Consider the following 13,639-nt stretch of genomic DNA (forward strand, 5'->3'; position numbering starts at 1 on the left):
CCCTGCCTGCGGTATGTTTCCTTCACGCCGGCGACCGCGCCGGCGTTGCTTTTTTCAACGGAGATGCGTGTCGATGAGGTTGATTCCCCGCCTGCTGTTGTCCCTGCTGGTCCTGCTGCCGCTGGCCGCCAGTGCCGCCGCCCCTGCCAACGCACCGCTGGTGGAAGGCAAAGACTACGAACGTATCGCCCAGCCGGGCCCGTTCCAGCCGCTGGCCGGGAAGATCGAAGTGGTCGAGGTCTTCGGCTACACCTGCCCGCACTGCGCCCATTTCGAGCCGCAGCTGGAGGCCTGGGCCGCCAAGCTGCCGGCCGACGTGCGCTTCACCCCGGTGCCGGCCGCCTTCGGCGGCGCCTGGGATGCCTGGGCCCTGGCCTACTACGCCGCTGACGAAGTGGGCGTGGCCAAGCGCAGCCATGCCGCCGTGTTCAAGGCACTGCACCAGGACGGCGCGCTGCCGATGCAGAACATCTCGGCCGATGAGCTCGCCAACTTCTACAAAGCCTACGGCGTGGCCCCGGACCGTTACCTGCAGGCGCTGCGGGGCGAGGCCGTGCAGAAGAAGGTCGATGCCGCCCGCGCGTTCGCCCAGCGCACCAAGGTGCCGGGCACCCCGGCCATCATCATCAACGGCCAGTACCTGGTGCGTGGCAACAGCTTCGACGACCAGCTGCGCATCGCCTCGGCGCTGATCGCCCAGGCCCGCGCGGCCCGCGGCCGCTGAACCAACACCCACCATCGACACGGCGCTGTCGCCGCCGCGTGTCATCATTTCCCTCTGGCCGGTGCCTGACGCCGGCCCCACCATTCCAGATGCTGGAGACGTTTCCATGAAGACCCGTTTCGCCGCCCTCGCCCTCGCAGCGCTGCTGCCGATCCTGGCCGCCTGCAAGGCCGATGACGGCAGCGCCAACACCACCGCGGCTCCGGCCGAACCGGCACCGGCTCCGGCCAGCACCGAGCCGGCGGCTCCGGCGGCGGGCGCCGAGGGCGCTGCCCCGGCGGCTGCCGAAGGCGACAAGGCTGCGGCCGAAGCCGCTCCGGCGGCCGCTCCGGCCCCGACCACCGCCGCGCTGACCGGCCCGGCCCCGGTGGAAGGCGCCGATTACCAGGTCATCCCGAACGGCCAGCCGTTCCAGCCGGCCGCCGGCAAGATCGAAGTGACCGAGATCTTCGGCTACGTCTGCCCGGCCTGCGCCGCGTTCCAGCCGCTGGTCGGCCCGTGGAAGGCCGGCCTGCCGAGCGACGTGAACTTCGTCTACGTGCCGGCCATGTTCGGCGGCACCTGGGATGACTACGCCCGTGCCTTCTACGCCGCGCAGACCCTGGGCGTGCAGGAGAAGACCCACGAAGCGCTGTACGCCGCCATCCACTCGCAGAAGACCCTGAAGGGCGAGCGCGGCCGTGACTCGGTCGACGACATCGCCAAGTTCTACGGCGCCTATGGCGTGGATCCGAAGCAGTTCGCCGCCACCATGGGCAGCTTCGCGGTGAACGCCAAGACCAACTCGGCCAAGCAGTTCGCCCAGCGCAGCCAGATCAGCGGCACGCCGTCGATCATCGTCAATGGCAAGTACCTGGTGAAGGGCAAGAGCTTCCCGGACATGCTGCGCATTGCCGACCACCTGATCGCCCGCGAACGCGGTGCGGCCCAGGCTCACTGATCCAAGAGACGTTTTCCCCGGCCGTGAATTCCCCCCGTACACGGACCCTGCGCTTGCTGACGGCCAACATCCAGGCCGGCTCAAGTACCCGCCGCTACAGCGACTATGTGACCCGCAGCTGGTCACATGCGCTGCCGGCGGGTCGCAAGCGCAGCAGCCTTGACGCGATTGCCACCTTGGCGCGCGAACATGACATCGTCGGCCTGCAGGAGGCCGACCCGGGCAGCCTGCGCTCGGGCTTCACCAACCAGACCCATTACCTGGCCCAGCGCGCCGGCTTCAATTACTGGAGCCACCAGCCGAACCGGCGCATGGGCGGGGTCGCCTCCAGCGCCAACGGGTTGCTGAGCAAGCTGGAACCGGTGGAAGTGCAGGACCACGCCCTGCCCGGCCGCATCGGCGGGCGTGGCGTGCTGCTGGCCAAGTTCGGCGACGGTACCGACGGCCTGGCGGTGGCGGTGGCGCATCTGTCACTTGGCGCGGGCTCGCGGATGTCGCAGCTGGGTTTCATCGCCGAACTGCTGTCCGACCACCCCAACGCGGTGCTGATGGGCGATTTCAACTGCCTGGCCGAACGGCCGGAAATGCAGGTGCTATACCAGAAGACCCGGCTGCAGCCGCCCGGCTGCATCGTGCCGACCTTCCCCAGCTGGCGCCCCGACCGCGCCATCGACCACATCCTGGTCAGCAGCGGGCTGCAGACCCGCACCGTGGAAGCCGTACCGGCCGCGTTCTCCGACCACCTCGCCCTGGCGATGGCGATCGACGTCCCGGCCGACGCCCTGCGCTGAAAAAGGGGACGGAGGGGATTAAGTCGTTTGTGGCACAAACGACTTAATCCCCTCCGTCCCTTTTTTCATGCGGTGACCGGCACCTTCAGCCTTCGCGCGGTCATCGTGCTGCCCACCGAGGCCAGCACGGTGCAGCCGATCGCCAGCCACTGCAGCCCATGCAGGTGCTCGTGCAGCAGCAGCATCGCCCACAGCGCGGCCACCGCCGGTTCCATGCTGATCAGAATGCCGAAGGTCTCCTTGGGCAGGCGCTTGAGCGCCATCATTTCCAGCGACATCGGGATCGCACTGGATACCAGCGCCACCAGCAGCCCCGCCGCCAGGATCTTCGGATCGAGCAGCGCCGCACCGGCATGCACCACGCCCACCGGCACCACCACCAGCGACGCCGCCAGCAGCCCCAGCGACACCGAATGCCCGGCGTGCAGGTGGCCGGCGCGCTTGCCGAACACGATGTACAGGCCCCAGCACGCCGCCGCACCCATCGCGTACAGCACACCGGCCGGGTCCAGCGCCGGGCCGCCCCCCAACGGCAGCAACAGCAACAACCCCACCACCGCGCAGCCTACCCAGACGAAGTCGATCGGTCGTCGTGATGACAGCATCGCCACCGTCAACGGCCCGGTGAATTCAATGGCCACCGCGATGCCGAAGGGAATCGTGCGCAGGGCCATGTAGAACAGCAGGTTCATCAGGCCCAGGGTGAGCCCGTAGCGCAGGATGGTGATCGCATCCACACGCGTGGTTTTCCAGCGCCACGGCCGCCAGAACAGCAGCAGCAACAGCGCCGAGAAGCCCACGCGCAGCGCGCTGGTGCCCTGCGCGCCGATCAGCGGAAACAGGTGTTTTGCGTAGGAGGTGCCGATGGCCAGCGAGGTGACCGAGCCCAGCACCGCCAGCGCCGGCAACATCGGCGCGAATCGTGAGGTCTGCATGGGCAAAGTCTATTGCGCCCACGCCGAGCACTTGGCTCAATTGACAGCCCGTTCGTGCAATTTCTGCTCGCCATGGCCATCGCCCCCGTGCTCGACAGTTTCGACCGCGCCATCCTCGACCTGCTGCAGCGGGACAACACCCTGCCGCAGCGCGAAATCGCCGAGGCCGTGCACCTGTCCACCCCGGCCGTGCAACGCCGGATCAAGCGCCTGCAGGACAGCGGCGTGATCGCGGCCAATGTGGCGGTGGTCGCCGCAGCCAAGGTCGGGCGACCGCTGACCATCATCGTCGAGGTGCGCGTGGTCAGCGAGCAGCGCGAGCGCGTGGCGCCGTTCAAGCGCCGCGTGCAGGACGACCCGGCGGTGCAGCAGTGCTACTCGATCACCGGCGACGGCGACTTCCTGCTGCTGCTTTCAGCGGCGTCGATGGAAGAATACGAGGCGATCACCGAGCGCCTGTTCGGCGGTGATGACAACATCGAGCGGTTCCGGACCTCGGTAGCACTGGGCACGTTGAAACGCAGTTTCGAAGTGCCGCTGCTACCGCCCCTGTAGAGTCGAGCTTGCTCGACTGCCCTTTGACGACTCCCCTTTGACCGCAAAGCAACAGCCGTCGAGCTTGCTCGACTGCCCTTTGACGACTCCCCTTTGACCGCAAAGCAACAGCCGTCGAGCGTGGCTCGAAGCTACAGTCCGAAGCCATGAGCACAATCACCTCCCCTGCCCATCGCCTGCGCCACTGGCTGCTGCGCGGCCTGTTCCTGGCCATTGCCATCGTTGCAGCCCTGGCGCTGTGGAACAGCCCGTGGGCGGCCGCACCGAAGATGCTGTGGACACTCTCGCGGATGCCCGCCGCCACCGCGCTGCCGGTGCCGGTGCAGGGCGTGCGCCCAAGGCAGATCGCCGACACCTTCGGTGCGCCGCGCGGTCGTGATCGCACGCACGCGGGCATCGACATCTTCGCCAGGCGCGGTACGCCGGTGCGCAGCGCCACGCCCGGCGTCGTCGCCGATGTCAGCGAACGCGGGCTTGGCGGCCGCCAGGTCTGGGTGATCGGGCCGGGACGGGAACGCTACTACTACGCGCATCTGGAAAGCTGGGCCGATGGCCTGGCGCGCGGCCAGGTGGTCCGGCCCGGCGACCTGCTCGGCCACGTGGGCGACAGCGGCAACGCCAAGGGCACGCCGCCGCACCTGCACTGGGGCATCTACGGCGCCGAAGGCGCGCGCGACCCGCTGCCGCTGCTGCGCTGACCCTTTCGTCGACCAGGCTCGACGCCACGCCCGGCCAGACGCATCATCAAGCGCAGTGACAGGGAAAGCACACCGATGACCCGCCTTCGCACCACCGCGCCGTTGGTGGCCCTTGTGCTGCTGGCCACCGGCTGCAGTACCCTGCAGGCACGCCACGACCCGTTGTGTGCGCATCTTCTTGCCTTCGCCAACAGCGCCTCGCTCGGCACCCAGCCGGCGATTGAACTGGTCAGCGACTGGAGCAGCTTCAGCAAGCACTGCACGCATGGCGGCACCCTTGCGGGCAGGCAGTTCTGCGATTGGCTGCTGCCCAATACGTCCACCGAATTCGCCACGATCAACATCCAGCGCACCCTGGCCTGCCTGGCCCCCGGGACGAACTACGTCGGCTCGGAACGGCTGTTCCCGGAATACGTGACCGGGAAGGTGCAGTCCCTGGATGTGCGCGGACTCGAGGCGGACGTAGTGATCACCGTCGAATACGCCGTCGGCATCGAGGGGGAACGGCCGCGCATGAAGGTCCAGGCCGAACGCCTGCCGCCGCAGGACTAGATCGGCCGCGACAGCATGCGCACCGCCCTCGCCCATTTGTAAACGAAAACAATTCCCATTACGCTATTTGCGTTTTGCGGACGGCCAGGACGGTTCGTCCGTGCTCGCATTGCCCAGCCACCGCCCTGAACGCAGGGTTCCGCCAGCGGCGTGAGATCCCCACCAGCCGCGGCGCCAGACCATCCGGGAAGCCGGTCGGACGCACGCACGTGCCCGTCCAGGAACCCCAATGATCCGTTCGACCTCCCCCGTTCTGCCCCATCGCCTGTCCGCGGCGGTGCTGTCCGCCCTCAGCCTGGCCATCGCTCCGGCCGCCTTCGCCGACGCTGCCGCCGACCCGACCACCCTCGACAAGGTCGTGGTCAAGGGCGAGCGCGCCGAAGGCTATTCGGTGCGCCGCACCTCGGCCGGTACCCGCTTCGACCTGGCGCCGCGCGAGATCCCGCAGTCGATCAGCATCATCAGCCACCAGCGCATCGAAGACCAGAAGCTGGACGACATCATCGACGTGCTGGCCAACACCACCGGCGTGACCAGCACCCAGTCCGACAGCGAGCGCACCGAGTTCTACGCGCGCGGGTTCTACATCGATGCCTACCAGTTCGATGGCCTGCCGACGCAGATGGTGCAGAACTGGAGCTACGGTGATTCCGGCCTCGATCTGGCCCTGTACGACCGCGTGGAAGTGGTGCGCGGTGCCACCGGCCTGCTCAGTGGTGCCGGTAATCCGTCGGCATCGGTGAACCTGATCCGCAAGCATGCCGACAGCGCCGAACTGACCGGCAGCGTCTCGGTGAACGTGGGCAGCTGGGGCCGCACCCGCACCACCGTGGACGTGGGCAGCGCGCTCAATGCCAGCGGTACCGTGCGTGGCCGCGTCATCGGCAGCTACCTGGATACCGACGGCCAGATGGACCGCTACAACCAGCGCAAGACGCTGGGCTACGCGGTCATCGATGCCGACCTGACCCCGGACACCCAGCTGAGCGTGGGCTACGACTACCAGCAGAAGCGTGCCAATGGCGCCACCTGGGGTGGCTTCCCGATGCTGTACTCGGACGGAAGCCGTACGCCGTATGACGAGTCCTTCAATGCCAGCCCGGACTGGACCTACTGGGACACCACCAGCAAGCGTGCCTTCGCCACGCTGCAGCATGCTTTCAGCAACGGCTGGAAGTTCAAGATCGGCGCCACCCACGACGAGACCAAGGCCGACGACAAGCTGTTCTATCCGGCCTACAACAACTGGGTCACCGGGGCCTCCAACTTCAACAAGACCACCGGTGCTGGCATCTCGCCGTCGGCCGGCTTCTACAACACCGAGCGCAAGGTCAACGCCGTCGATGGCTACGTGGATGGTCCGTTCCGCCTGTTCGGCCGCGAACACCAGTTCATGGCCGGCCTGAGCTACAACAAGCGTGAGTACGCCAACTACGGCGACTACCAGGTGGGCGGCGCCAACCTGCCGTGGGATCCGTTTGCCAGCTACTTCAACTGGACCGGCAACATCAGCCAGCCCAACTGGAACCCGCTGGCGCTGGCCAGCCGCGGCACCATCACCCAGAAGGCCGGCTACCTCGCCACCCGCCTGACGCTGGCCGATCCGCTGAAGCTGATTCTCGGTGCGCGCTACACCGACTGGAAGAGCGAAGGCGAGAACGATGACCGCGAACACAAGGTGACCACGCCCTACGCCGGCCTGGTGTACGACATCAACGACACCTGGTCTGCCTACACCAGCTATACCGAAATCTTCCAGCCACAGACCGCACGCGACCGCAACGATCGCTACCTCGATCCGGTGGATGGCAAGAGCTACGAAGTGGGCGTCAAGGCCGCCTGGTTCGACAATCGCCTGAATGCCTCGCTGGCGGTCTTCCGCATCGAGCAGGACAACGTCGCCCAGGCCACCAATGAACCGATCATCGGCCGGCCGGGTGAACTCGCTTCGATTGCCGCGCGTGGCACCGTCAGCCGCGGCTTCGAGTTCGAAGTGAACGGCGAGCTGGCACCGGGCTGGAATGCCACCTTCGGCGCATCGCGCTACGTGGCCAAGGACATCAACGGCAGCGACATCAACACCAACCTGCCGCAGACCGCGTTGAAGCTGTTCACCAGCTACACCCCGCAGTCGCTGCAGGAACTGACCGTCGGCGGCGGCGCCAACTGGCAGAACCGCATCTACTACACGGTGCCGGCCTATGGCCGCATCGAGCAGAGCGGCTATGCGCTGGTCAGCGCCTTCGTGCGCTACCGCATCTCGCCGGAGTTCAGCGTGCAGGCCAACCTCAACAACCTGCTGGACAAGAAATACCTGTCGCAGATCAATGGTTACGGCGCCTTCGGTGATGGCCGCAACGGCTCGCTGACGTTCACCTGGTCGTTCTGATACAAACGGCGCCGGGGTAACCCGGCGCCGTGCATTCCGTAGCGTCGAGCGCCGCACCGGGAGGGTCCCGGCGCGGCATCCCGAGGTCAGAACCGCAGGTCCGCGCGCAGGTACCAGTAGCGGCCACGCGGGATGTCGTAGGTCGAGGCGTCGTAGCCATTCAACGAACACGACAGGCAGATCGGCGGATCCTTGTCGAACACGTTGTTCAGGCCAGCGGTCAGCTGCAGCCCCTTCATCCAGTCGATCTTGTAGCCCACCTGCATGTCGTGGAAGGTGGTGGCCGACAGCGTGTTGGTGCCGGCCGCCTGGTTGCTGCACACCGGGAACACCGCAGCATCGCCGCAGTTCTCGGTCAGCTCGGAGATGTGGCGCACCGTCCAGTTGGCGCTCCAGCGGTCCATCGTCCAGCCGATGCTGGCGTTGCTGGTCCACTCCGGAATCGAACTGTCCGCCACCTCCACGCCCGGCTTCTGCGGCTGCTTCTGCCCGGCCGCGCCGGTGGCCTCGTAACGGCCGACGAAGGTGTTCTTCCAGGCCAGCTTGAACTGGCCGATGGAGGTCTGCGGCAACGTCCAGAACAGGTCCACGTCCCAGCCATCGGTCTTGATCGACCCCAGGTTGGTCAGGCGGTTGTTGAAGCTGCTGACCGCACCGGTGCTGGCACGGGTGATGCCATTGCAGTAGATCGGGTCCAGCGTATCCACGCACAGGTCCAGCTGGGTCTGCGCATTGATCGCCTGGATCGCGCCGTCGATGGCATGGCGGTAGAAGGTCACCTCCACATCGAAGCGCTCCGACCACGACGCGTTGTTGCCGAACCACGGGCTCCACACGAAGCCGGCGCTGAAGCTGCGCGAGCGTTCCGGATCCAGCTCACGGTTGCCGCCGGTGGTCACCGAGATCTGCGAGTTGGCCTGCTGGAAGCCTGCCGGTACGCCCAGCGCGGCACAGTTGGCCGCACTGCCACGCGGCGGCGTGCCACCCAGGCCTACCGAGCACGGATCGAACAGCTGCAGGTCGGCACGCGCCGCCGAGCCGTACAGTTCGCCGATCGACGGCGCACGGAAGCCCTCGGCATAGGTCGTGCGCAGCACGAAGTCGTCGGTCACCTGCCAGCGCAGGCCGTACTTGGGCGTGAACTCGCCACCGAAGGTGGAGTAATCCGAGTAGCGCCCGGCCAGGCTCAGGTCCAGCTTCTTGCCGAACGGCGAGTCGGCGAAGATCGGCACGCTCAACTCCAGGTAGGCCTCGTTGACGTCATAGGAGCCGGAGGTCGGCTGCGACGGTACGCCGTTGTAGTGGCCGATCACCGTCAGCGGATCAGGCTGGTAGGACCCCTTGTACCTGCGATGCTCGACGCCGGTGGCGAAGGACACCGGGCCGGCCGGCAGCGAGAACAGCTCGCTGGACAGGTTGGCGGTGAACAGGCTCAGTTCGTTCTGGCTGCGGTCGCGCACCACCGGCTGGATCCACTTCAGCATGTCCGGGGTGATCGAGCCGACACCGCCGAAGATGTTCAGCGGCACGCAGCCCGGGGTCGCGGCACACACCGCCGGATCGCCCAGCGCCATGTTCACCTTGTAGATGTCATAGCTGCCGTAGTTGGTCTGTTCGGCCTTGTTCTTGCTGTACATGCCGTTGACATCCCAGTACCAGCTGCGGTCGGCGGCATGGAAGTCGCCGACCAGGCCGGTGGCGAAATAGGTGGTGTCCACCTTCTGCTTGAACACGCGCGCACCGCCTTCCACCGGGCGGCGGCCGATCAGGCTCATGTTGTCGCCGGACACCAGGTCGAAGCCGAACGGGTTGTACGGGTTCAGGCGCGAGACCACGATGTTGTCGGCCAGCGGATTGCCGGTGGCACCGTCGGGGCCGAAGAACAGCGGCTCCGGGCCGGCCTGGTTGGTCGACTCGCGGCGGTTGCCCAGTGCCTTGACGTACCACTGCACGTTGTCGGTGATGTCGAAGCGGAACTGGCCGAACAGGCCTTTGCGCTCCGACGGCGTCAGCACCATGTTGTATTCGGCGAAGTTGAAGCGGTCGGCGCTGGTGAAGCAATGGTAGTCATCAGTGCGGTTGCAGCCGGCGCTGCCGTCGTAACGCGGATTGCTCACACCGGTATTGGGCACGATGTTCTGCGAGGCGCCGGTGTTCGGATCGACGAAGGCGAAGCGGCCCTGCGGAATGCCGCCACTGCCGAACGCCAGGCCGGTGCCCGGAATCGGGAAGCGCGACTGCTCGCGATCCTTGGCGAACACCGGGTCCTGCTTGGTCCAGCTGGCGCCCAGGAACAGGCTGAAGCGATCGCCGCTCTTTCCCCAGGCCAGGTCAACGCCCTTCTGCGTGCCGTCGCCCTTGCTGTATTCGCCGTAGTTCAGCGTCACCTGGCCGCCATCGAAATCGCGGCGGGTGATGATGTTGACCACACCGGCAATGGCGTCGGAGCCGTACAGCGATGACGCACCATCCTCCAGCACTTCGATGCGTTCGACGATGGCCAGCGGAATGGTGTTGAGGTCGGTGGCCGAGCCCACGCCCGACGCAGACGATTCATTGACCCAGCGGATGCCATCGACCAGCACCAGCACGCGCTTGGCGCCCAGGTGGCGGAGATCGACCTGCGCCGAACCGGCGCCCACGCCACTGCCATCGGGCGGGAAGCCGAAATTGCCGGACGAATTGAACTTGGCGTTGAGTGCCGAACCGGACCCGGTGAGCTGCTGCAGCACCTCGCCGATCGAGGTCAGGCCGGTGCGCTCGATGTCACCGCGGGTCAGCGTCTGGATCGGCACCTGGCCTTCGACTTCAGCGCGCTTGATGCGGGTACCGGTGACTTCCACCGCATCGAGGTTGGTGGTGGATTGTGCAGCGGCACCCAGCGGTGCCAGGGCCGTCACGCACAGCGCGACGGCAACCGCCAACGGGCGGTGATGCAGGTGAATCATTCGCTCTCTCTCCAAAGGAATGTCGGGACATGGGCTGCCGCGCTCCCCCCTGCATGGCGGCAGCGTCTCCTTTGTAAACAAGCGGTAAAAATCACGGCGTGATGATCGACACCCTTTCACGCGGAATTGACGCAATTGACAGCTGATTACGTCAAATGGCGACAGATTAAGACCGGACGGTACTGTTCGCCGTGCGCAGCACAGATGCCAGCTGCGACAGCGCGCGCCGAGATCAACCGTCTTTCATCAAGCCGTCTTGCCAGTGCCGCCAAGGGCGGGCAAGTGCGTCCACGCGCAGGCCGTGCTGGCTGACAGCCAGCAGCACACGCGCCATGTCCTGATAATCGGTGTCGTCGGCGGTCGACAGGCGCACCGCCGGGCGACGCGGCAGTGGCAGCTGCTGCGCCTGCGCCAGCACCTGCTGCAGCGCCGGCATATCCAGCGGTTGCCCCTTCAGGAACATGCCTCCTGCGGCATCCAGGAAGGGCGGCCTGCCGATAGCAGGCCGCCCGTTGACGAACTCACCGCACGAAGGCGATGCGCTCCATGCCGGTAGCCTCGGCGGCGGCCAGGATCCTGGCCATGCCTTCGTATTCGGCCGCCGGATCGGTGGCGATACGCAGCTCCGGCAGGTTGCCGGCGTGCTCACCCGCCTGCGCCTGCAGGCGCGCCTGCAGATCGCCGATCGCCATCGGTTGCCCGTCCCAGCTCAGCTGGTTGGACGCATCCAGGCGCAGCTCGATCGGCACTGGCGGTTCGGGGCGATCGATCGTGCGATCGGTGGTCTGTGGCAACTGCACGGCAATCGGCCGGGCCACGATCGGCGCGGTCACGATGAAGATGATCAACAGCACCAGCATCACATCCACCAGTGGCGTGACATTGATCTCCGCCAGTGGGCCGCTTCGTCCTGCGCTACTGAACGCCATGTGCCGCTCCCTGCAGCCGGGCCGTTCGCCCAAGGCCGACACTACGGCGCGTCCCGCCCCATGTGGCAGTGCCGCTACCTGCAACATTCAGCTGCCGTTGCCGAGCGGCGGCGTGCACGCAATGCGAAACTGAATTCAGCCAGCGCCCGCTATGCTGGACGCCATGACCCGACGCTCTTCGACCGCCCTGTCCCTGCTGCCCTTGGCCACCACGCTGCTGATCGGCTGCGCCAATGCCCAGTCCCTCGATGCCCAGAATGCGCAGCTGAAAGCCGCCATCGCTGCCGCCGAGCGCGGCCAGTTCGATCCCGGCCAGGCCGGTGCGCTCAGCCGCCACCCGGCCTATGGCTGGCTGGAATACGCCAACCTGCGCCGCAACATCGATACCGTCGATACCGCACAGGCACAGGCCTTCCTCAAGCGCTACGACGGCCAGGCCGTGGCCACCACCTTCCGCAGCGTGTGGCTGCCCTCGGTCGCGCGCCGCCAGGACTGGCCGACCCTGCTGGCCAACTGGGCGCCCACCGACAACGCCGGCCTGCGCTGCGCCCAGCTGACCGCGCGCCAGGTGACCGGCAAGGTCGATCCGCAGTGGATCAGCGAGGCACAGGACCTGTGGCGCAAGAACGGCAAGTCGCTGCCCGACGGCTGCGATGCGGTTTTCGCCGTGCTGCAGGCGCAGGGCGGGCTGAGTGACGCGCTGCGCTGGGAACGCATCGACGCCGCCGCCGACGCGCAGCAGCCGGCGGTGATGCGCAGTGCGGCGCGTGGTCTGCCCGCCACCGACCTGGCACTGGCCAACACGTACGCCGCGTTCGTCGACAAGCCCAACGCCAGCGCACTGAACTGGCCGCGCAACGAGCGCAGCCGGCGCATCGCCACCGATGGCCTGGCCAAACTGGCCAAGGCCGACCCGGGCGCCACCGAGCAGCAGTTGCCGCAGTACGCGCAGGCCCTCGGCCTGAGTGCCGACCAGCAGGGCCAGGTGCTGTACCAGATCGCGCTGTGGACGGTGGCCTCCTATCTGCCGGAGTCGGCGCGCCGCCTCAATGCGGTGCCGGAGTCGGCGTATGACGAGCGGTTGCACGAATGGCGCGTGCGCGAGGCCATGTCGCGTGGCGACTGGCCGGCGGCACTGACCGCGCTGCGCAAGATGGGCAGCAAGCAACGCAGCGACCCGCGCTGGCGCTACTTCGAAGGCCGCATGCTGGAGAAGACCGGCCAGGCACAGCAGGCCCAGGCGCTGTTCCGCGATGCCGCACGCGCCCCCACCTTCCACGGCTTCCTCGCCGCCGACAAGCTGCAGCAGGGCTATACGCTGTGCCCGTGGAAGCCGAACGACAGCGCGCAGGCGCAGGCCGTGATCGCGCGCGACCCGGCCATCCAGCGTGCGATGGCGCTGTACCAGATCGACCGCACCGGCTGGGCCGTGGCCGAATGGAACAGCGCACTGTCGCGTTTCGATGACACCCAGCGCCGCCTTGCCGTGCGCGTGGCGCAGGACAACGGCTGGTTCGACCGCGCCGTGTTCGCACTCGGCAAGCAGCCGCAGGAACAGCGCCTGTACGACCTGCGCTTCCCGCTGCACCACGACGCCACCATCCGCCGCGAATCGGCACGCAATGCCATCGACCCGGCCTGGGTGGCGGCGGAAATCCGCGCGGAGAGCACCTTCACCCCGCGCGCGCGTTCGCCTGCCAACGCAATGGGCCTGATGCAGGTGCTGCCGGCCACCGGTGCCGGCGTGGCCAAGTCGATCGGCCTGACCGGCTACGGCGGCGCCGACAGCCTGTACGACCCGGACACCAACATCGCCATCGGTACGGCGTACCTGCGCCAGCTTATGAACAAGTACGACGGCCTGCCATATGTGACCATCGCCGCCTACAACGCCGGCCCGACCCCGACCGCCCGCTGGCAGGGCCAGCGACCGGGCTTCGATCCGGACCTGTGGATCGAAACGATCAGCTACAAGGAAACCCGCGAGTACGTGGCCCGCGTGCTGGCCTTCAGCGTGATCTACGACTGGCGCCTCAACGGCGATGCGCTGCCGCTGAGCGACCGTCTGATGGGCCGCCTGGTGGACAAGCGCAAGAGCTTCAGCTGCGCCGCCAACGCCGATCAGGGCGGCGATTGATCGCAACACGGTAGTGCCGGCCGCTGGCCGACACTCCCCGG

At 67.1% G+C, this 13,639-nt stretch carries 12 protein-coding genes; 8 read left to right on the forward strand and 4 right to left on the reverse strand.

Annotated features, from left to right (window positions below):
- The first annotated feature begins 73 nt into the window (after positions 1-73).
- The 3 genes from K5L94_RS18720 (at position 74) to K5L94_RS18730 (ending at position 2,455) form a co-directional block, all read left to right on the forward strand.
- Positions 74-724, forward strand: a complete 651-nt coding sequence (locus K5L94_RS18720; protein ID WP_053450786.1) for a thiol:disulfide interchange protein DsbA/DsbL — start codon at positions 74-76, stop codon at positions 722-724.
- 106 nt (positions 725-830) lie between these two features.
- Entirely contained in the window at positions 831-1,664 is an 834-nt protein-coding gene (locus tag K5L94_RS18725; protein ID WP_164087065.1) for a thiol:disulfide interchange protein DsbA/DsbL, read from the forward strand.
- Between the two features lie 53 nt (positions 1,665-1,717).
- The gene (locus K5L94_RS18730) at positions 1,718-2,455 is read left to right on the forward strand and encodes an endonuclease/exonuclease/phosphatase family protein (protein WP_180879119.1); all 738 of its coding nucleotides are present in this window, start codon (positions 1,718-1,720) and stop codon (positions 2,453-2,455) included.
- 65 nt (positions 2,456-2,520) lie between these two features.
- Here K5L94_RS18730 and K5L94_RS18735 read toward each other — a convergent pair whose 3' ends face one another.
- Positions 2,521-3,390 carry an EamA family transporter gene (locus K5L94_RS18735; protein ID WP_049457692.1) on the reverse strand — a complete coding sequence of 290 codons (870 nt, stop codon included), beginning with the start codon at positions 3,388-3,390 and terminating at the stop codon, positions 2,521-2,523.
- A gap of 72 nt (positions 3,391-3,462) precedes the next feature.
- Here K5L94_RS18735 and K5L94_RS18740 point away from each other — a divergent pair, with 72 nt between their 5' ends.
- The 4 genes from K5L94_RS18740 to fhuE all read left to right on the forward strand — a co-directional run bounded on the left by K5L94_RS18740 (position 3,463) and on the right by fhuE (position 7,584).
- A complete protein-coding gene (locus tag K5L94_RS18740; RefSeq protein ID WP_040007093.1) occupies positions 3,463-3,945 on the forward strand; it encodes an Lrp/AsnC family transcriptional regulator in 483 nt (160 codons plus the stop codon).
- 146 nt (positions 3,946-4,091) lie between these two features.
- Positions 4,092-4,643 (forward strand): M23 family metallopeptidase, encoded by a 552-nt coding sequence (locus K5L94_RS18745; RefSeq protein ID WP_274511148.1) that lies wholly within the window; start codon positions 4,092-4,094, stop codon positions 4,641-4,643.
- Between the two features lie 75 nt (positions 4,644-4,718).
- Positions 4,719-5,195: a hypothetical protein gene (locus K5L94_RS18750; protein ID WP_274511149.1), complete on the forward strand. Its 477-nt coding sequence runs from the start codon at positions 4,719-4,721 to the stop codon at positions 5,193-5,195.
- 229 nt (positions 5,196-5,424) lie between these two features.
- Complete coding sequence (gene fhuE / locus K5L94_RS18755) at positions 5,425-7,584, forward strand: ferric-rhodotorulic acid/ferric-coprogen receptor FhuE (protein ID WP_274511150.1); 2,160 nt, start codon at positions 5,425-5,427, stop codon at positions 7,582-7,584.
- A gap of 86 nt (positions 7,585-7,670) precedes the next feature.
- Here fhuE and K5L94_RS18760 read toward each other — a convergent pair whose 3' ends face one another.
- From K5L94_RS18760 to K5L94_RS18770, 3 genes are all read right to left on the reverse strand, one after another.
- Entirely contained in the window at positions 7,671-10,532 is a 2,862-nt protein-coding gene (locus K5L94_RS18760) for a TonB-dependent receptor (RefSeq protein ID WP_274511151.1), read from the reverse strand.
- A gap of 232 nt (positions 10,533-10,764) precedes the next feature.
- Entirely contained in the window at positions 10,765-10,995 is a 231-nt protein-coding gene (locus K5L94_RS18765) for a hypothetical protein (protein ID WP_274511152.1), read from the reverse strand.
- Between the two features lie 58 nt (positions 10,996-11,053).
- Positions 11,054-11,461, reverse strand: a complete 408-nt coding sequence (locus K5L94_RS18770; protein ID WP_053450794.1) for an ExbD/TolR family protein — start codon at positions 11,459-11,461, stop codon at positions 11,054-11,056.
- A 151-nt stretch (positions 11,462-11,612) separates the two neighbouring features.
- Between K5L94_RS18770 and K5L94_RS18775 the strand changes: the two genes are divergently transcribed.
- A complete protein-coding gene (locus K5L94_RS18775) occupies positions 11,613-13,598 on the forward strand; it encodes a transglycosylase SLT domain-containing protein (RefSeq protein ID WP_053450795.1) in 1,986 nt (661 codons plus the stop codon).
- The last annotated feature ends 41 nt before the right edge of the window (positions 13,599-13,639 follow it).

This window comes from Stenotrophomonas forensis (assembly GCF_028752115.1).
Classification (GTDB): Bacteria; Pseudomonadota; Gammaproteobacteria; order Xanthomonadales; family Xanthomonadaceae; genus Stenotrophomonas; species Stenotrophomonas forensis.